This is a genomic window from Mucilaginibacter humi (genome assembly GCF_013087555.1).
Map to the genome: position 1 here is coordinate 23,566 of NZ_JABFCR010000014.1, position 18,002 is coordinate 41,567.

28 protein-coding genes are annotated in these 18,002 nt (G+C 42.2%); 26 read left to right on the forward strand and 2 right to left on the reverse strand.

The window, feature by feature from the left end:
• The first annotated feature begins 92 nt into the window (after positions 1-92).
• From HK413_RS04425 to HK413_RS04520, 21 genes are all read left to right on the forward strand, one after another.
• A complete protein-coding gene (locus HK413_RS04425) occupies positions 93-518 on the forward strand; it encodes a terminase small subunit (RefSeq protein WP_175269276.1) in 426 nt (141 codons plus the stop codon).
• Entirely contained in the window at positions 518-1,171 is a 654-nt protein-coding gene (locus tag HK413_RS04430; protein ID WP_175269277.1) for a phage terminase large subunit, read from the forward strand. Before HK413_RS04425 ends, HK413_RS04430 begins: the two co-directional genes overlap by 1 nt.
• A gap of 94 nt (positions 1,172-1,265) precedes the next feature.
• Positions 1,266-1,484: a hypothetical protein gene (locus HK413_RS04435; protein ID WP_175269278.1), complete on the forward strand. Its 219-nt coding sequence runs from the start codon at positions 1,266-1,268 to the stop codon at positions 1,482-1,484.
• A gap of 5 nt (positions 1,485-1,489) precedes the next feature.
• Complete coding sequence (locus HK413_RS04440; RefSeq protein WP_175269279.1) at positions 1,490-1,741, forward strand: hypothetical protein; 252 nt, start codon at positions 1,490-1,492, stop codon at positions 1,739-1,741.
• Positions 1,738-2,274 (forward strand): hypothetical protein, encoded by a 537-nt coding sequence (locus HK413_RS04445; protein WP_175269280.1) that lies wholly within the window; start codon positions 1,738-1,740, stop codon positions 2,272-2,274. Before HK413_RS04440 ends, HK413_RS04445 begins: the two co-directional genes overlap by 4 nt.
• Positions 2,275-2,759: 485 nt before the next feature.
• Positions 2,760-3,059: a hypothetical protein gene (locus tag HK413_RS04450; RefSeq protein WP_175269281.1), complete on the forward strand. Its 300-nt coding sequence runs from the start codon at positions 2,760-2,762 to the stop codon at positions 3,057-3,059.
• Positions 3,060-3,094: 35 nt separating this feature from the next.
• Positions 3,095-4,381, forward strand: a complete 1,287-nt coding sequence (locus HK413_RS04455; protein WP_175269282.1) for a hypothetical protein — start codon at positions 3,095-3,097, stop codon at positions 4,379-4,381.
• A gap of 100 nt (positions 4,382-4,481) precedes the next feature.
• On the forward strand, positions 4,482-5,165 hold the full coding sequence (locus HK413_RS04460; protein WP_175269283.1) for a hypothetical protein: 684 nt from the start codon (positions 4,482-4,484) through the stop codon (positions 5,163-5,165).
• A 110-nt stretch (positions 5,166-5,275) separates the two neighbouring features.
• Positions 5,276-5,407, forward strand: coding sequence for a hypothetical protein (locus tag HK413_RS19340; protein ID WP_262886787.1), 132 nt, complete (start codon positions 5,276-5,278; stop codon positions 5,405-5,407).
• A 57-nt stretch (positions 5,408-5,464) separates the two neighbouring features.
• Positions 5,465-6,445 carry a hypothetical protein gene (locus HK413_RS04465; protein WP_175269284.1) on the forward strand — a complete coding sequence of 327 codons (981 nt, stop codon included), beginning with the start codon at positions 5,465-5,467 and terminating at the stop codon, positions 6,443-6,445.
• Positions 6,446-6,486: 41 nt separating this feature from the next.
• Complete coding sequence (locus HK413_RS04470) at positions 6,487-6,906, forward strand: hypothetical protein (protein WP_175269285.1); 420 nt, start codon at positions 6,487-6,489, stop codon at positions 6,904-6,906.
• 16 nt (positions 6,907-6,922) lie between these two features.
• Positions 6,923-7,327: a hypothetical protein gene (locus HK413_RS04475; protein WP_175269286.1), complete on the forward strand. Its 405-nt coding sequence runs from the start codon at positions 6,923-6,925 to the stop codon at positions 7,325-7,327.
• Positions 7,328-7,609: 282 nt separating this feature from the next.
• The gene (locus HK413_RS04480) at positions 7,610-8,416 is read left to right on the forward strand and encodes a hypothetical protein (protein ID WP_175269287.1); all 807 of its coding nucleotides are present in this window, start codon (positions 7,610-7,612) and stop codon (positions 8,414-8,416) included.
• 131 nt (positions 8,417-8,547) lie between these two features.
• On the forward strand, positions 8,548-8,988 hold the full coding sequence (locus tag HK413_RS04485) for a hypothetical protein (protein ID WP_175269288.1): 441 nt from the start codon (positions 8,548-8,550) through the stop codon (positions 8,986-8,988).
• 49 nt (positions 8,989-9,037) lie between these two features.
• Positions 9,038-9,313 (forward strand): hypothetical protein, encoded by a 276-nt coding sequence (locus HK413_RS04490; protein WP_175269289.1) that lies wholly within the window; start codon positions 9,038-9,040, stop codon positions 9,311-9,313.
• Positions 9,314-9,757: 444 nt separating this feature from the next.
• Positions 9,758-9,946, forward strand: coding sequence for a hypothetical protein (locus tag HK413_RS04495; RefSeq protein ID WP_175269290.1), 189 nt, complete (start codon positions 9,758-9,760; stop codon positions 9,944-9,946).
• Between the two features lie 448 nt (positions 9,947-10,394).
• On the forward strand, positions 10,395-11,429 hold the full coding sequence (locus HK413_RS04500; protein ID WP_394353131.1) for a Clp protease ClpP: 1,035 nt from the start codon (positions 10,395-10,397) through the stop codon (positions 11,427-11,429).
• 140 nt (positions 11,430-11,569) lie between these two features.
• Complete coding sequence (locus tag HK413_RS04505; RefSeq protein WP_175269291.1) at positions 11,570-12,778, forward strand: hypothetical protein; 1,209 nt, start codon at positions 11,570-11,572, stop codon at positions 12,776-12,778.
• Between the two features lie 430 nt (positions 12,779-13,208).
• On the forward strand, positions 13,209-13,490 hold the full coding sequence (locus HK413_RS04510) for a hypothetical protein (protein WP_175269292.1): 282 nt from the start codon (positions 13,209-13,211) through the stop codon (positions 13,488-13,490).
• A gap of 87 nt (positions 13,491-13,577) precedes the next feature.
• A complete protein-coding gene (locus tag HK413_RS04515) occupies positions 13,578-13,778 on the forward strand; it encodes a hypothetical protein (protein WP_175269293.1) in 201 nt (66 codons plus the stop codon).
• A complete protein-coding gene (locus HK413_RS04520; protein WP_175269294.1) occupies positions 13,775-14,587 on the forward strand; it encodes a hypothetical protein in 813 nt (270 codons plus the stop codon). The genes HK413_RS04515 and HK413_RS04520 overlap by 4 nt, the downstream gene beginning before the upstream one ends.
• A gap of 270 nt (positions 14,588-14,857) precedes the next feature.
• On the opposite strand, the gene HK413_RS14830 is transcribed toward HK413_RS04520, so the two are convergent.
• On the reverse strand, positions 14,858-15,001 hold the full coding sequence (locus HK413_RS14830; protein ID WP_217452064.1) for a hypothetical protein: 144 nt from the start codon (positions 14,999-15,001) through the stop codon (positions 14,858-14,860).
• 77 nt (positions 15,002-15,078) lie between these two features.
• Between HK413_RS14830 and HK413_RS04525 the strand changes: the two genes are divergently transcribed.
• The 5 genes from HK413_RS04525 to HK413_RS04545 all read left to right on the forward strand — a co-directional run bounded on the left by HK413_RS04525 (position 15,079) and on the right by HK413_RS04545 (position 17,502).
• Complete coding sequence (locus HK413_RS04525; RefSeq protein ID WP_175269295.1) at positions 15,079-15,696, forward strand: DUF6712 family protein; 618 nt, start codon at positions 15,079-15,081, stop codon at positions 15,694-15,696.
• Complete coding sequence (locus HK413_RS04530; protein WP_175269296.1) at positions 15,696-15,977, forward strand: hypothetical protein; 282 nt, start codon at positions 15,696-15,698, stop codon at positions 15,975-15,977. The genes HK413_RS04525 and HK413_RS04530 overlap by 1 nt, the downstream gene beginning before the upstream one ends.
• 140 nt (positions 15,978-16,117) lie before the next feature.
• Positions 16,118-16,663 (forward strand): collagen-like domain-containing protein, encoded by a 546-nt coding sequence (locus tag HK413_RS20730; RefSeq protein WP_175269297.1) that lies wholly within the window; start codon positions 16,118-16,120, stop codon positions 16,661-16,663.
• A gap of 28 nt (positions 16,664-16,691) precedes the next feature.
• Complete coding sequence (locus HK413_RS04540) at positions 16,692-17,177, forward strand: hypothetical protein (protein ID WP_175269298.1); 486 nt, start codon at positions 16,692-16,694, stop codon at positions 17,175-17,177.
• Positions 17,161-17,502, forward strand: a complete 342-nt coding sequence (locus tag HK413_RS04545) for a hypothetical protein (RefSeq protein ID WP_175269299.1) — start codon at positions 17,161-17,163, stop codon at positions 17,500-17,502. The genes HK413_RS04540 and HK413_RS04545 overlap by 17 nt, the downstream gene beginning before the upstream one ends.
• A gap of 250 nt (positions 17,503-17,752) precedes the next feature.
• On the opposite strand, the gene HK413_RS14835 is transcribed toward HK413_RS04545, so the two are convergent.
• A partial coding sequence (locus tag HK413_RS14835) for a hypothetical protein (RefSeq protein ID WP_217452065.1) occupies positions 17,753-18,002 on the reverse strand: 250 nt, incomplete at its 5' end.

Here is an 18,002-nt window from a genome sequence, read left to right on the forward strand (position 1 = left end):
CGAAGATAATGCCAATGCGGTTGCATTAAATAACATTTAACAAAATTTAACCTAAAGGTAATCAATATTTAACCAACTGGATTACATACCGTATGAAAAAGCAACCATATTTCAGGTCGAAAGCAATACTTGACAGCTTAATTGAGGAGTATTTTATTAAAGCCTTAACCGATGACAAGTCGAAAAGCAAACATCATCAGCCGCCTACTATCACCGGCCTTGCTTTCCATTTAGGTTTTAAAAGCAAAGAACAGTTTGACGACTTTGAAAAAAGGGGCAGACTTAGCTTGATAATAACCCAGGCCCGATTTAGAATAATGGCCTACTATGAAAGCCGGTTACACTACCCCTCTCCTGCCGGTGCCATATTCGCCTTAAAAAGCATGGGCTGGACCGATAAACCTAAAGCAGTAACTAAAAAACCACGCAGGGTTAAATCCATCAAAGTGAACTGGTGGAAACCGGGCCGCAACCAGCCTCGTCAGAGAAAGAAGTACAACTATAATAATATTAAATAATGGCAGCTAAAAATTACGAAGCATCAGTTTTGTTTAGGCGCAACTATGCTTCAACCGCCCATATTGTAATAAACCAGGGGAGGTACAAGCTCTGGCAAAACCTACGCGATAGAGCAGGTGCTTTTTGCCTCGCCTGCGAAAAAGCCAAGCAGGTGATAACCGTTGTTGGGCAAGACATACCTAACCTAAAAGCTGGCGCGCTACGCGATGCTTTAACTATTTACAATAACTCAAGCCAGTTAAAAAAACTGGTTAAGAATTTTAACAAAACCGACAGGATATTTGAATTTCAAAATGGATCACTTATTGAGTTTAAGAGCTATGGTTCTGCACAGGACGCGAAATCTGGCAAACGTGATTATCTTTTTGTTAATGAGGCAAATGGTATCACATGGAATATTTATACCGAACTGGCATTGCGTACGCGGACGAAGATCTTTCTGGATTATAACCCCAATACGGAGTTTTGGGTTCATGATAACCTGATTGGAAAGCCCGGAGTAGAGCTTATTATATCAGACCACAGGCATAACCCCTTCCTTGAAAAAGCCGTGGCTGCTAAAATTGAAAGCGTTAAAGATGAAGACGTAGCACGCTGGAAGGTTTACGCACGCGGCCTTACCGGCCGTGTAACCGGCCACGGTATTCAATAATTGGTTTATTTGCGACGCTATACCGCACAATGCCACATTAATAGCAGTTGGGTTAGATTTTGGTTTTACTAACGACCAGACAGGCTGTATTAAGGTGTATAAGCAAAACGGCGAGCTATGGATAGATGAATTATTTTATGAAACCGGCTTAACTAACAAAGATGTAGCCAACAAGCTATCGGCAGCAGGTGTAAAGAAAGGCACCGAGATAATTGCCGACAGCGCGGAGCCAAAATCCATTGAAGAATTGAACCGACTGGGCTGGTATGTTAAAGGAGCAAAAAAGGCGCGGATAGTATTAACAATTCTATAGATATATTGAAGCGTTACAAGTGGAACATAACCCGGCGAAGCGTTAATCTTAAAAAAGAGTTAGAGCAGTATAAATGGAAGGTGGACAGGGCCGGAAAGCCTTTAAATAAGCCTGTTGATACACGGAACCACTTGATAGACCCGCTGCGGTACGTGGCTTTAAATAAGCTAAGGGAACAAACGCTAACTAAGCCCAGATCGCGCATGCCACATAAATATATCACCACACAAAATAACCTTACCGATTTTATTATATGATAGAAAAGACCTTAAAAACTACCCGCGGGACACTTAGCATTACAATGCCATCACAGTTAACAGAAGTAACACTTGGACAAATGATGCAACTACAGGATAAAACTGAACTGAGTGACCCGGATGCCATAAGTATTTTATCAGGCATAGCCGTTGATGAACTAAAAGATGTAAGCAACTTTCATGACTTTGATGTGTTTGGGGACGCGGTACTTTCATTATCCAACCAGATAAAATACCTGTATGACAGTAATGACGTTCCGTCAAAAGTCACTTTTAAAATTGATGGCAAAACCGTAAAGGTTAATGTTATTCGTAATCTATCAGTCGAGCCCGCCGGTGCTTTCATGGCAGCGCGGGATATTATTGCCGAAGAGATAAATGAGCATGTTCAACTTCATGGCGAGGACTATTGGCAGAAAACGTTCAATCCGTCGTTAAAAGCCTGTTGCCGGTATTGGCCCAATACTTTTATTGCCGCGCTACTGGTGAGAAATACAACGAATACAAAGTTGATGCTTTTGTTGAAACCGTAAAAAATCTGAGTGTGGTGGAGGCGCTGCCCATAGGGAAACATTTTTTTATGAGCTATCCCAACTTATCGAAACCGAAAACAAACTACTGGCTGCGGTCCCGTCAGTTCTGGAGAGAAAGGCGGGCATTCAATCGTTCGAAAAATTTAAGTACATAAATACCGTCAACTCATTATCGGGCGGCGATATCACCAAGTGGGATGAAATCTTAAACATGCCCTATGACAGGGTGCTCACCAAACTCCTCCTTAATAAAACCGAGGCTGAATACCAGCGCAAATACACCGAACTGTTGCAGGCACAACGCTAACAACTAATCACTAATTAACTAATCACTAACCCATGCCCATACGTAACCAAATAGAAGCCGTAGTACAAACTTTAACCGGCACGCCGACCTTTTTATACGGCACTGTTAATGAACTTAATACCCGGCCGACGATGTCGCCTTCCCCTGTGTTTTCCTTTATCCGCCGCAGGCAATTAACGTGTCGCCACAAATTAACGGATCAGTAGATAATACATTTACTATAACCATCGATTTCCTTTACAAAACAGATTTCGACCAATACACCGCCGATAACGAAACGTACGTCAACCAGGCCCTGCATTTGGCCAACGAATTCATAGCCAAAGCATCAAAATACCGCGAGGGCGACGGTCGCTACTTTAAGATAAAAGCCGGTGATAAAGCCAAATGCGTACCGGTGTATAACAAGTTTGATGTTAATACAACCGGTGTAAGTTTAACTATTACCCTGGCTACTATGTATTTCGACAATTATTAACAGCGGCCATAAACTCTTAAACAATATTAAAAACAATGGGATTAAATTGTAACATATCAACACGCGCGTTCGAAACTATATTCGAATCGGGTGACGGCTATTCGATCAGGGCCAAAGTATATTTAGAAATCACCGACGAGAGCGGCCAGCCTGCTAACGGCAACAATATAACTGTAAACTACAGCATTAATGATAACGGTGTAATAACACAGGAGCAAAAAACTGTTGCAGGTCAATCTGCTTTATTGTTTTATGGTATTATTGAACGCGGAACTGATGATGGTTTTGGCGATATCAGGATAAGCTACACCAAAACCTTTGGATTTGCCACAATAGCCGGCAATCCTGACCCTACTGCGCCGCCACCCGTAAATTTTTGCGATCTGCTTATCACCGCTATCAATGTCGATAAGGCCGAATCGGCGCCCGGTGCTGCCGACGCGCAAATAACGGTAACAGCAGCATCAAGCTATTTACCTTTACACTATAGCCTGGATAATGTTACTTTCCAAACATCAAACCTGTTTACCGGCCTAACCGCGGGATTGAAAACTGTTTATGTTACCGACTCGAACAGTTTAGGTTGTAGCGCAAACCGCTCAATTACGGTCCCTGTTTTAAATAGCTTGTTAGTTAGTGATCCATCTGTTACCGTTGGCAGTAACATAAGCCGTTGGAACGCTGCATTTAACCCGGTTGTATTTACTTATCAGCGTAAAGATTTTGACGTAGTATCAGTCACTGTTGATAGTCTGACCGGCAACGCTAAAGTATCTGTTAATGCAACCTTGAATGGAGTTGTTGCTAAAGATCTGGTGTATATTAACACATCGGCTTATAAAGGAACGTTCAGTGTTATAAGTAATACCGGCAATGCACTAATAATTGATGCTCCTTACACCTCAAATGCCGCGGGATTTATAAATATAAATCGCCTGCGCCCTTATTATAAAGTTGTAACGCGTATTACTTACCAGGATGTAGTAACCGGGCAAACTAAAACCATATTATCAAATAACACGCCTGATAATACCGGGTTGGTAAAAGCTGACCTTTCAAATTTCCTGCAGTCGTTAGTCAGGGCCAAAGACGATAGCGCCTTTACCCAACCAAATTTCAAGGACAGCAATTTAAGCGCAAGCTACCAGATAGCTTATTCAGAACAATGGAACAAAACCGACAACACTCCATTTGATTGGGTTAATATTCCCGACCAATATTATGTAGTTTACGCAGCCAAACAATTAGGCGAACGTTACAGCGGTAACTGGCGGCTTATGTTCCGTTTGCAAACGGGCAGCCACCTGCCGGTGGATCACTGATTTTACAGAGCCGGCTTACTCAAACGGCTACCCTTTTGATATTGGCTTTATTTATAGCGAGAATTTATTAGGCTTAGGTATTTATTGTGAGAGGATATTGTTGGATATTAACCGTATACCATTGCCGGGTGCCACGCAAACCAGCTCATTATTAAACGAGGATGCATCGTGGTTGCTTAACCAGGACGGAAGTAAAATGGTGATAGGCAGGCAAACTACTTCAAGCTCGCCATTGCCAGAACATTTGGGACTGAATCGATTATTGATTAATGATGACTTCCCGGCTGATGCCTATTACTTTACTATCAGCTTAAAATATAATGATGGCAGCGCAGTGCACCAGGTTACCCAAACCCAAACTGTGCGGATTGACGATGCGGTTGACGAGCGATCTGTTTACCTGCGCTGGATAGGCTTGTCGGGCTCACGGAACTATTATCGCTTTGTATATAATCAGGAGGTTTCGTTGGATGTGCAGAATGCCACTATCATAAAAAACTACGTATCCGACTGGGAAAACCAGGACGCTATTGAAGATGTAGTAAGCAAAACCGCCGGCCAAAAAATGAAGGTAATGGCCGAGGACCTTTCGGTTGCTGACATTAAGGGCCTGCAATCCATCAAGTACTCGCCCAAAGTGCAGATGCTTGTTAATAAAAATCCGGTAAAGTGGCAAACCGTAGTATTAAACACTGCAACGTTTAGCGAGTATGAAACACTAAACGGGCAAGCACCCTTCAGCGTGACATTTAACCTGCCATCTATTAATATCCAGACGCAATAGTAAGCGGTGAGTTGAGTAGTGAGTTATGAGTTAAAGAGCTATCACAGCCATTCAACCACGCTTACCATTACCTACTCAAAACTTATCACCCACTACTCAAAACTTAAAACATGAGCAATATCCAATTATATCTAAACGACCAACTGGTTGATCTGAGTGATGACAACCCTATTGCCTTAACCTTCCAGATAAACAACGGCCGAAGTGAAGAATCAACAGGGGAATACCTCCAACCAGTTTAAGCTGCCACTTACCCAAAATAACCGGCGCATACTGGGTTTCCCGGACGACGTTGCTTTTTGTACAACTTTGCCCTACAAAAATACCAGGCTAAAATAATTCAGGATGGGTTAGAGCTTATCCCCTACGGTATTGGCGAGTTAAATAGTGTTGACAATAACAGCGCCAATATCACCATACTATCAGGCAATGTTGATTTTTTTGATGCGTTGGATGGTAAGCTATATGAAATGGGCGATAGTACCAGCATTTGGCACAGCGATCTGTGGAGACAATATGACCATGTTTGGAACCTTGACGCCATAGCACGTAACCAAAATAAAACCGAAGGCTGGATTTACCCGGTTATTGATTATGGCAACCTGGCCGATGATATTACCAAACCCATTAACATTAAATATTTGCGCCCGGGCTTTTTCATCAAAACGGCTATCGACCTGTTGGTTAAAACTACAGGTTACAAGGCAAAAGGCTCGTTACTTATCGATCCGTTATATCCAAAATTGATAGCGCAATTTAGTAACAGTAGCTTCGAGCACGGTACAGATTACCAGAACCAGACCGACAAAAGCGGGGTAAGCCTTGAAAAATCGGCTACGGTATTATCCTATCCGCAAGGGTATTTTCAATGGGATAGTAAGATAGATGACCCCGCACACCAAATGGCCAGCGGCCGCGATGTATTTATCTCTAATAAACCTAATGATGTTAAAATAGTAGTAACTATTCCGCATTTAAAATTAAGGGGCAGGGTGTCGCCGTCTGACAAGACAACGCACGTAACTTTTAATATTTATTACCGCGACCAAGCATACCCTGCTGTGCAGGATAAATCACTGGGATCGTACGATTTTTCATTCAGCAACTATGGCGAGTACCGGGTTAATGACCCGACATCCGACCCAAAAGGCTGGCACAGAATATCCGGCAGCGGCAGCAGTATTTATGCCGAGCTGGATATTTATAAAGCGGTTATATCTGTAGAAACACAATTACCGGCACACGGAGGTATTTTTTTAGGTTACACTGGTACGGGCTAAACTCGCCGCCTGCTTTTGCGCAAATTGATGCCGGTGCAACAATGGTAATAACCAGTCAGCAGCAAAATGTTCAGCCCGGGCAAATGGTACAATGCGAACGTATCTTCCCTGATATTTCGCAAAAAGATCTGCTTAAGGATACTTTGCAGCGCTTCGGCATAATTTGCCAGACTGATAATGCCAGCCGTACCATATCATTTAATTCGTTTCATGATATTGTAAGTAATATACCTGTTGCCAAAAACTGGACCGCTAAATGCCTTGACCACGGTAAAACCGTTAACTTTCAATTAGGTGGCTACGCACAGGTAAATAACCTGAAGTATAAAGATGACGATGCCATATTGCCCAAAGGCTTTGCCGACTCGGCCATTAAAGTGGCTGATACGACCTTGCCTGCCGAAACCGATTTATTTGAGAGCCAGTTTGCGCCTACCTTAAACCGTTCATACGGGCGGTAGTGTAGCGCAGATAAAAATGATTGACAGTGAAAGCGACAGCGATGATTTTAGCATAGCTGTTTCGCCCAGGATATTGATAGATCATAAACTCGACTTACGCAACAGGTCTGTAAAATTTACCGATGGCAGCAGCACCCTAACTGTAAACGATGTTATAAGCACCCCTTACTTTTATAAACCGGATGCCCCTGCTTTAACGGCTGATTACGGCCCGGCAAGTTTAAAGTTTGACGACCTGCGTAAAAAGTACTACCCCGAACTGGAAAAGATACTACAGCAAACCAAAAAAGTGGTACGTTACTTTTTACTTACCCCGCGCGATATACTGGAGCTTGACTTTTTAATACCCGTTTACCGGAGCAGGACGGGGCTTATTATTACATTAATAAAATTGACGCCTGGCGTAAAGGGCAGGCAGTGAAAGTTGAGTTGGTGAAGTTGGGGTAAGCGCAAAAAGATTGCAGCATATATTACCTAACCCCAAAATCCCTTCTTCTCATCTTCAGGTTTCGGCTCTTCATAATAAAATAATGTGTATTTCTGATTAAAGCCATTTCCACTTACTATAATAGTTAAAATGTCTTCGCGAGAAATGTTATTAGTATTAATAAACTCGGTTAATCTCCAATCCCCACTGTCAACTTTTGACTTTAAAATTTTCATAGAATGTTCTAATTTTTTTGATAAAATAAATCTAATATAAATGGCAAATAACAGTAATCAAAATATCTCCATAAATGTAGAGATTAATACCGATGGGCAACAGCAAATAAATCAATATAGCAAGGCTTTTGATAGCTTAAAGACGGGTATATCTAATTTATCTACACCGATAACTAAGCTTGATAGCGATATATCGAAACTCAATGATTCGTTAAATCAAACAAGTATTCAAAATGATTCGATAGTTGACTCTGCTATTAAAGTTGGTAATACATTTGGAGCTTTAAGAGATATATATCAAGGTGTCGAAAAGGTAGTCCAATTGTTAAAAATTAGTTCAAGTGCTCTCGAAGCAACTTTAACTGGTGGTTTATCTGTTATTGTTGCTTTCTTACCAGAAATCATAAATTTTACGACAGTTTTTTTCAAGGGAAAAGAAGCAATAAATGAATGGTCTCAAAACTTCAAGAATTTAAACGAAGTAATGAAAACAGCCAACACCAATGCGGCCGAACAAACCACCAAGCTTAACTTATTATATAGAGCAGCCACAGGCGTAAACACCGCGGGCCGGGAAAGGCTTAAATATGCACAACAACTAAAAGATACTTTTCCGGAGCAATTTAAAAACTTTGACAAAGAACAAATTGCAAATGGCAAAGCTAAAGGGGCATATAATGACCTGGCTAAATCAATTTTAGCAAGTGCGAAAGCAAAAGCAGCGCTTAATAAAATGACAGATGAAACTGCCAAATTATTGGAGGCCGATTACCAGATAGAAAAATACAAAACGCTAATTATAACGAAAAGAAAAGGCGAACAGAAGAGCTTACTCATGGCATATTAGGCGGATACAGGGGCGCCGGAGCTAAACAAATTTTAGAACGAGATAAAAAGGATAGTGATGACAGGGCAAAAAACGCAATTGACTTAGTTAATACTGAAAAGAAGAAAATACAGGCACGCATTGATTACCTGATGAAATTTGCCAAAGATGCTGACGAATTTAAACCTAAACTTATCAGCACCACAACCAGCATAGGCAATAGTGTTAATATATCTTTACACAATAATACGGTTAACAATAAGCCTAAAAAAGCACCAGCCAAAACCGACAATGACATTAAGCCGCGGGAAGAAACACAATTCGAGAATACTCGCCCCGATATGTCATCAGTAAAAACCTCGCTTGATAAAAGTGTAGAACAATCGTTAGACGCGCAAAAAAATGTACTGCTTAATAAAACCATAGAAACGCAGCGGGCAATCAGCGAAGTTGAACTTAAAGCGGCAGAGGAAAGAGCAGCCGCCGAGGCACAATCCGTTCAATCAAAAATACACTCGGGCGAAAAGTTTTTAGATTCGGCTTTAAAGAATAGCAAAAAGATTCTACAATTTTTAAATCGGCTTTCCGGCTAAAAAAGCTACTTCAATTGCCGATACAGTAATCAGCACCAAACAGGCGGTTATGGAATCGTTAAAAGCTTATGCGGGTATTCCGTTTATTGGCCGGGCGTTGGGTATTGCTCAAGCGGTATTTATGGGCGCACAAGGGGCATCATCCATTGCAGAAATTGCAAAGCAAAAACCGGGGTTTGCCGAAGGGGGCCAGTTCCGGTCGGACGGCCGGGGCGCGTTATTACCCGGCTACAGCCGTACTGATAACACTAATGCCTACCTGCGATCAGGCGAAGCGGTGGTGGTATCAGAAGCTATGCGTAACCCCGGGCACGTAACCCGGTAAGCGCGATAAATGTCGCCCATGGCGGCAGGGATTTTTCGGTAACCAATCCGGGCCGTGGCTACGCCATAGGCGGGATCTTTACAGATGGAGGCAACTCCAACCGTTACTACAACCAACCGATTAATGATGTGAAGGACCTGGCTAATACGCTGGCCTATCAAATGATCAACAACTTCCCCCTGTTTATGTGGATGTAAAGGACATTAACAGCCAGCAAAGTATTTTGGCGCAAACGGTTAACAGGGTTAATTTATGAGGTAAAAGCTAAAGGCGAAAGGTAAAGGGCTTTGTCCGGATCAACTAATCGCTATTCTCTAATCACCAATCACTACAACCAATGAACATTAAAACAGCAAACACACTTTTTGACCGGGGCATATTTTCGGCGATGTATAAGGCCGGATTTATTACAACCAAGGTATTTGTTTACCGCGAGATTTATTTATGGGTACACGCCAGGTTAAGGCCCGTGGTATCACCAAAAACCAGGCGGTATTAGAGGCCGAGGTGAAATTTGAAAAAGATGAGCGTACCATCTGGCGTGCATTAAATTGTTTTACCGATGGTGACAAAACAGTGTCACCACTACAACAAAATAATTTTGCGACCTTTAATATATGCCAATCAGCATGATAATCATTAACCGTTAATTTTAATGCTTTCGGTGGTATTTGAATAGTGACAAAGTAGTGTCACCACATCGTACGTTAATAGTTCCGACATTTGTATAGTTCGCTTTGATCATCAGCGACATCAATTGAATCAGCGCCAATCAGCGGTCAATACTGACAAACTACTGTCACCATTACACAAAATTATTGTCCCGATATTTGTATTGTCTGCTGGTTATCATCAGCGACATCCAAATCAGAACTACTAATAGTTCAGCAATCTCAATACTCAAATCTAATATCTCACATCTCAAAAAAATGAGTTACAAAATCTATTTATACGATACCGATACCGACTGCATAGGATCAGGCAGTTTATCATCATCTTACCTTCAATATCAGCTGGAAACAGCGGCCGGCCAGATGTAGAAGTTCACATTAGCTCGGTAGGCGGCAGCGCGTTCGATGCGATTGCTATATATGACCTGCTGAAGAAATATCCGGGGCAGGTAACTACCTGCATTGATGCGCTGGCCGCTTCGGCTGCCTCAATAGTGGCAATGGGCGGTAAAAAAGTAATAATGAGCAAATACGCCCTGCTCATGATCCACAAACCAATGGTTGGCAGCGGCGGAAATGCTGACGAACTGTTGAAGGATGTGCAGATGTTAAATGTAGTGCAATCGCGCCTGGCGCAGATCTACATGGACAAGACCGGGTTGGACGGCGTTACAGTTAATAGTTTAATTAACGCCGTCACCTGGTTATCTGCAGACCAGGCCCTTGACCTTGGCTTTGTAGATGCGGTAGAAGATTACGCTACCGAGATAACCAATAGCGCGATCATTAAAAACTATACCAATGCCGCCCCGGCCGTTTACCAGCGGTGCATTAACAAGCTATTAAACAAATCCAGCAATATGAACATAGAAAACCAAGCACTTATTGAGAAAACCACATCGGTTTTAAACAAAATCATGAACTTCTTTAAAAAAGTAATTAACAAGCAAACCGTTACCGACAAAGGTACCCTGCACCATGCCGGCGAAATGGAAGAAGGAACCGAAGTTTACCGGGATGAAGATATGACCATCCCTGCTCCTGCTGATACTTATACCACCTCGGCAGGTAAAAAGATAGACATAAAAGGCGGCCGGGTAGAAAAAGTAATACCTGCTGAAGATGATGAAGAAACAGAGGCAACCGACGAATTACCAACTAACAAGTTTAAAGGCAACAAAGCCGGCGATGTACAGAACAAGGTATTAGAAATTAAAGCCAAACTGCATGCTCAAAATCAATTGCTCGCCGAAGCAAAAGCCGCGCTTGATGCTGCCAACGAAAGTCTTAAAAAAACAAGGGAAGAAGTAAGGAACGAGATAAAATCAGACTTTACACCCGAAGGCTCAAAACGCAGCAACAAAGCCAAAGGCGAAACCCTGCCCTGCTTTGCACCGCAATCTACATTAGCGCAGAACGCGGTTAAAAAAGCAATAGCTAAATAGTTGGTTGGTGAGTGGTTGATTAGGTTAAGTAGCTTTTATTTCAACCTAACCTTATCACCAATCCGCTTATACCATCAACCACTCTCCTAATCAATACAATCAACCATTCACTTAATCTAACAATACACTATAACAAACAAATGGCTCAATTTACATTCACAAACAACACTTATGCCGGCGAAGCGCTGGCAGGATTTATGGCCAGCACGCTTTTAGAGGCCGACTCGGTAAAGCGTGGCTTGCTAACTGTAATTAACGACGTAAAAGCACGCAAGGTAATCCTTGATGTTGACGACGACGTGATATTGCAGGACCCATCAGGCATATTTGCCGATCAGGGTACAACCTCCAAACAAACCGAAAGTTACCTTGACCCGGTAGTTTATGAGTTTATGAAACAGGAACAATGGGACAAACTTGCCCAAAGCTGGGAAGCCCAAAGCCTTAAACCCGGCGCGTTTATGGACTATGAAGGCGTGGTTGACCTGTCGGACTTTATGGTGCAGCGTTACCTAACCAAAATACAGATAGCTAATGAGCGTTTGTACTGGCTGGGCAAGGCGTCAACAAAAGAGGCAACATTTACTGCCGCGTTCAACGGTCTATTACCAACTATCTCGGCAGCATCAGGCGTCTATAAAGTAGGCTTGGGTAAACCGGCAACATCTATGGCAGCTACCGCAATTAATGCAAGCGGCGTGGTTACAGTAGCAAGCACCGCTACGTTACAAGATGGCGACGTAGTGACTATCACCGCGGTAACCGGCTCAAGCAAAGACACCACTAATGGTGGTGCAGGCATTGATGTACAGGGGCAATCATACTTTATCCGGGTAGCAAGCGCAACCACATTTAAATTAGTCCGTAACTACAACGAGGTAAATACCCGTAAACCGGCGACGTTTAGCGGCACGTCAACCGCCGCTACTGTAAGCTACATTAACGCCAGCAACGTATTAGATGTATTAACCGGAGTATATGCCCAACTTGATCCGGCCGACAGAAGTCAGGATGATTTTAACCTGCAGATACCTTTCCACGTTGGTTACGCTTATGCACAGGCACAGGCGAACAAGGCGGTTAACGTGTTAAACGCTTTTACTGACAGCAAAAAAATGGATTACCCGGGTGTGCCGTTACAATTAATGAACCACTGGCAAGCCAACACCATTTTAGGAGCGCGTTCGTCAAACCTATTCTTAGGTGTCGATCTGTTAGGCGATGCTTCAGAGCTTTCAACCGTTTACATGAAGCCGTACACCAATGACAACGTAGTACGAATGAAGGCACGTATGAAAGCAGCTGTAAACTTCAAATTCGCTAACGAATTATTCTACCTGTCAGCATAATATTTTATTGAGTGAATTAGTGATTGAGCGAATGTGTGAATGACTCTACTATTGCTTAATCATTAATAACTCTCAATTACCTAAACATTCACTCAATCACTAATTCCATCATTCACTAATTATTCAATATGTCAATTTACAATAAAATAAATGCAGGCTTTAGCACGGGCACAGACGCTCCGATAACCTCGGGTATAGAGGATGTCATCTACCTTTTAACGAGGCCGACGTTACGCTTACTTATGATGTCGCCAATCCTTTAATCGTTACCGACCTTACAGCTGTAGGCTCGGCCAAAGTTTACAAGTTTGAGGGTACCAATAATAGCTTCAATGCTATTTCTAAACTTGCCAAAACCCGAGTTGGCCCCCGGTACACCGAGGAGATCGATTTTAACATTGCCGGTTTATCTACCGACATTAAGACGCAATTGATGGCTATGGGATATGGCCGCGTGCGTGCGGTAGCTATTAATAACTACAAATCAGGCGATTCATCAATTGAGTTATTTGGCGCTGTAAACGGTTTAATATTAGCCGAAGCAGAACGCAATGCTGCTGACGAAACCATTGAGGGCGGCTACAAATTAAAGTTAACCAATCCTGATAAGTTGAAAGAACCTTATCCACCAAGAGCAGTATCCATTGCTCCTGTATCAGGGAGCGCTACCTATGCCAGCACTCTTGCGGCTCTCGAAGCTTTGGTTGCATAAGCATTAGTCGTTTGGTCATTGGTCGCAATTACGGCTAATGACCAATATTGAATAAACCAATTTATTACCTAACTGACTAATGACCAAATGACTAAAAAATATATTTTAAAACCAGGCAAGCATCAATTTGCCCCGGGATCTGCAGCCGTACATGACAACGATAATTTAACTGATAAAGAAGCCCGCTGGTACCTGAAAGCCTATCCGCACATCAGGGCGCTTTTTACCCAAATACCGGGCAGGTCAATAAAAACAACCCAAGAAAAGAAAAGAGAGGTGGCCAAATGAAAACTTATTTACCACAAATTGAACGCCGCATACTGGTAAGGCCAAACCAAACTTTCGGGATCCTAAACTTCGACTTAGATAATGCCTATCCGCAGCGAATGCTGGAATTGGTGGCTGGTTCGCCTACGGCAAAAGATTGCTGGAACAAAAGAGCAAAATTTATTGCCGGCAATGGTTTTGAACAAAAGGATCTGGGTAAACAAATCATCAACCAAAAAGGGTTAACTATTGCCGGGCTTTTAAAGGCTATTGCTACAGATAAAGCACTCTTTACCGGTTTTGGGATTCATTTAAACTATAATGCCAACTACAAAATAGCCTCGGTAAACTATGTGAAGTTTGAGGATATCCGGATGGGTGATACCGACTGCCCTGATACAGCAAATAAGTTTGCACTTTATAACGACTGGGGGCGCAAAACGTGGAAAAATATAATGCGCAGCAAACTTACTTTCCTTGATAAATACAACCCCGATCCCGAAGCTATAAAACAGCAAGTTGCACAAGCCGGAGGTTGGGGGAATTATAAAGGTCAGTTATTTTATTTCAATCCAGAAGTTGACGATTATCCATTAATTGAAGCCGACAGTGTTTGGGAAGATTTTGAAACCGAAGCAGGCATAAAAATCTTTAATAACCGCGAGGTTACTACCGGCTTCCTCCCTTCAACAATGTTATTTATGCAATCGCGCCGTGAAGAAGCTGATAATATCAAACCCGATAGTGGCGAACAAACTTTAAGTAACCAGCCATCACAATTAGAGAAAGACCCGGGTGCTTTCGGGGGGCTAAAAGTGCGCAGAAGATAATCGTAATTGAATATGAGGATGAGAGCCAAAAACCAGAGTTTCAACCCTATGCTATCCAAAATAATGATAAGCTTTTTGAAACTACCGAGCGATCAGTAGAGGCGCGTATCATCAAAGGATTCTCAGTACCCAAAGAATTGATCAACGCCGAAAAAGTATCAGGATTAAGTAATGGTAGCGAAAAAAGGAAGCTATACGCGAGTTTAATGATAATACCGCAGCAGACAGGCTGGAAATAGCAGAAACATTTGCAGAAATCTTCAGTAATTTTTACACCGACATTAATCCTTCTGCTAATTGGAATATAATTCCGGTTCCAGCTACGGTTGCTGATGATAGCCTTGGTATAATTGCCGGTTCGAGCATTAACCAGCTATTGTTATCCAACTTACCCACTATAAATAAAGTAGCCATTCTTACTTACGCTTACGGTTTTAAAAAGCATGAAGCAGAAGAGATGGTATCGTCTGAAACTTTAAACTAATGTACTTATGAACCCAATTTTAATTGACCAAAACACTTTTCAACGATACGAGGATATATCTGTAAACATAAAACCAGAACGCCTTAAAGTATTTGTCAATAAAGCGCAGGATCTCGACCTGAAACCATTTTTAGGTTATGCGCTGTATTATGACTTCATAAAACAATTCAATCAAGATGGCACGATAAAAACGGATGCACCACAATATTATAAAGACCTGCTAAACGGCAGCGAATATCTGGATAAGAACGGTCATATTGTACTTTATGAAGGTTTGTTACCAACCTTGCTCTACTTTGCTTTCGCCAGGTTTATTGAGGCAGACGCAATACGTTACACGTCAAGCGGCCCGATAATTAAACATCATGACAATAGCGATGCTGTGACCCCTCAATACATCACCAAACTGGTGCAGCAACAGCGCAGTGTTGCTAATGCCCATGCTAACGAGGTAGAAAAGTTTTTATGGGATCATCGTGCTGATTTCCCGTTATGGCGATTTAGCGCCAGGAGTAAAACTGCACGTCAACCAGGTCCCCGTATCCGCAGTATTGATAAAAATGAGTTTAATTATTCGGGCGGCAGTTATGATCAAACTAATTATTTACCTCTTACAGAACTCTAATGTCAGACAAAAAAATAACTGAACTAACCGTAGCCACTTCCATTAATCAAAGCGACGTTTCTATATTGGTTAGTGGTGGTATTGATTATAAGTTCGCATTCTCTACCTTATTACAATTTTTATCTGCCAATTTAATAGTTGGCGCAAACATCAGCTTTGGCACCGCCCTACCCCAAAATACAATTGGGAAGAATGGCGATGTGTTTATTAATACTACGGCCGGGGCGTTCGCTCAAAAATATCCGGCACATGGACTATTGTTTACACGCTGCCAGTTGTAAGTTCATTAACCGATGGAACAGTACTATATGGGTTAGGTATACCGGGCACCTTAACCGGCAGCAATAACGATACCTATATTGATACAGGCTCCGGCATTTTTTACAAAAAAGCCGCTGGCTCGTGGAGCCAGGCTTTCTCGATGCAAACCGGTCCGCAAGGGCCACAAGGGGCAGCAGGAATAAATGGCACAAACGGTACTAATGGATTTACCATTTTAAATAATGCCATTAACCCATCCAACCTAAGCACTGGGGTAAACGGGGATTTTTATATCAATACCAGTAATTATACTCTTTTTGGGCCAAAGACAGCAGGGGATTGGGGAACCGGAACACCCTTAACAGGGCCAACGGGCGAAAAAGGTGATACTGGCGCAACAGGCGCAACCGGGCCAAAAGGCGACAAGGGTGACACTGGTAACACCGGGGCGACTGGAATCGCCGGGGCTACCGGCCCAAAAGGTGATAAAGGCGACGACGGTGACACCGGAGCTGCGGGCGCCGATGGCGACAGCGCCTACCAGATATGGCTGGACCCGGGGAACACCGGCACGGAAGCCGATTTTATAGCATCACTGGTGGGCGCAACAGGACCAACTGGCCCAACAGGACCAACCGGAGCAACAGGGCCTACAGGCGCAACCGGGCCAACCGGCGCTACAGGCGAAGACGGCTCAAAAAAATAGCTTATAACTTTTATCAATCAATATTATAATGGATAGTTTATCAAATACAACCTCATTTGCCACGTTAACAGGCACATATCCGGCTACAAAATTAGCATCAGGACTTAGTATAAATACAGATACTTTGATATGTACTGGAGATAGTCATGCAAGTATAGTAATGGATGTGCTTTTTAGGAGTAAAGAAACTGTAACACGAAATTTTGATATCATTATTTGTGCAACGGGTTCTAATTCTACAGTTGAAAATAACCGTGTGCAAATTCAATTACCCGCAAGTGCCGGTAATAATGGTAGTGTGTCGCTTGCTTCATTAGCAGGCCTTGCACCATTGTTGTTTGACCTGGATTTAGCCGGTAACAGGGCCATTATACTTGAAAGTGGTGTATCAATTTATGTCAGAAACTTAGCGGCATTAACTGCTGATATCTATGTAACGGTTAAAAAAGAAGTTTCTAAAAATGATTTACGTAACTACATCTCCAACCCATATTTCTATGTTCAGGAAGTTTAATACCCGGTACACTGTTAAGGATGGCAACTGGTTTGATAAAAACATATGGCGTGGCAACGGATGTAAAAAATATACATATCCTCAGCCGGGTGATGATGTGCATATAGATCACGATATAACTTTTGATTATACCAATAATCCTAATGCCCCCAGTATTTCAAGATCTTCTATTGTTGGAAATACGATACATAACTTATATATATCGAAAAATGGAGCTTACAGAACAACTAATTTAGGTAATCAGGTAACCATATTTATTACAGGTAATGTACAATGTGATGGGGTTTTTGACTTATCTAATGGTAGTTCCGGGGTGGTCAGCTAATAGATATAGGAGGTAATGCTAATTGGTTTAATACGTTTTTAGCTGGCAACAGCTCAGCCAGTAGTATAATCAGATATAGTTCGAAAACATCTTTCGTTATACCTCCGGTCAATTATTATAGCTTAAATATAGCCACTGAAAGCTATAACTGGTTAGGCGCTGACTTAACTTGTAATGGATTATTAACAGTAGAAAGTAAGGCGCAATTAGAATTAGATGTTTATAACGTTAATGTAGGTGATTTAAACATTCAGGGTAAACTTACAAAAGTGTCAAGTACTGGAACTTTTACAGTAACAGCAGGAGCAAGTATTTTCCCTTCGTTTGCAAATGGTGGGACTGTATTATTTAGTGGTTCTCCTACAATTAACTGGAGTGGTAATATAGTTACTGATACCCGAACTGGTGTAAATTTTGGAACAGGTACGCTCAACATCCTTACTAATTGTAACATGACGTTATCTGCAGGAGGGAATCCTCCTACCAATATAGGTGCCCTT

Coding starts and splice junctions, on each gene's coding strand:
- HK413_RS04445 (WP_175269280.1), top strand. CDS start 1,738: ATGATAGAAAAGACCTTAAAAACTACCCGCGGGACACTTAGCATTACA.
- HK413_RS04425 (WP_175269276.1), top strand. CDS start 93: ATGAAAAAGCAACCATATTTCAGGTCGAAAGCAATACTTGACAGCTTA.
- HK413_RS04520 (WP_175269294.1), top strand. CDS start 13,775: ATGAAAACTTATTTACCACAAATTGAACGCCGCATACTGGTAAGGCCA.
- HK413_RS04515 (WP_175269293.1), top strand. CDS start 13,578: ATGACTAAAAAATATATTTTAAAACCAGGCAAGCATCAATTTGCCCCG.
- HK413_RS04455 (WP_175269282.1), top strand. CDS start 3,095: ATGGGATTAAATTGTAACATATCAACACGCGCGTTCGAAACTATATTC.
- HK413_RS19340 (WP_262886787.1), top strand. CDS start 5,276: ATGAGCAATATCCAATTATATCTAAACGACCAACTGGTTGATCTGAGT.
- HK413_RS04495 (WP_175269290.1), top strand. CDS start 9,758: ATGGGTACACGCCAGGTTAAGGCCCGTGGTATCACCAAAAACCAGGCG.
- HK413_RS04530 (WP_175269296.1), top strand. CDS start 15,696: ATGTCAGACAAAAAAATAACTGAACTAACCGTAGCCACTTCCATTAAT.
- HK413_RS04505 (WP_175269291.1), top strand. CDS start 11,570: ATGGCTCAATTTACATTCACAAACAACACTTATGCCGGCGAAGCGCTG.
- HK413_RS14830 (WP_217452064.1), bottom strand. CDS start 15,001: ATGGCTACTTTATTTATAGTGGGTAAGTTGGATAACAATAGCTGGTTA.
- HK413_RS04490 (WP_175269289.1), top strand. CDS start 9,038: ATGGAATCGTTAAAAGCTTATGCGGGTATTCCGTTTATTGGCCGGGCG.
- HK413_RS04480 (WP_175269287.1), top strand. CDS start 7,610: ATGGCAAATAACAGTAATCAAAATATCTCCATAAATGTAGAGATTAAT.
- HK413_RS20730 (WP_175269297.1), top strand. CDS start 16,118: ATGCAAACCGGTCCGCAAGGGCCACAAGGGGCAGCAGGAATAAATGGC.
- HK413_RS04470 (WP_175269285.1), top strand. CDS start 6,487: ATGGTAATAACCAGTCAGCAGCAAAATGTTCAGCCCGGGCAAATGGTA.
- HK413_RS04475 (WP_175269286.1), top strand. CDS start 6,923: ATGATTGACAGTGAAAGCGACAGCGATGATTTTAGCATAGCTGTTTCG.
- HK413_RS04540 (WP_175269298.1), top strand. CDS start 16,692: ATGGATAGTTTATCAAATACAACCTCATTTGCCACGTTAACAGGCACA.
- HK413_RS04430 (WP_175269277.1), top strand. CDS start 518: ATGGCAGCTAAAAATTACGAAGCATCAGTTTTGTTTAGGCGCAACTAT.
- HK413_RS04545 (WP_175269299.1), top strand. CDS start 17,161: ATGTTCAGGAAGTTTAATACCCGGTACACTGTTAAGGATGGCAACTGG.
- HK413_RS04525 (WP_175269295.1), top strand. CDS start 15,079: ATGAACCCAATTTTAATTGACCAAAACACTTTTCAACGATACGAGGAT.
- HK413_RS04485 (WP_175269288.1), top strand. CDS start 8,548: ATGAAATTTGCCAAAGATGCTGACGAATTTAAACCTAAACTTATCAGC.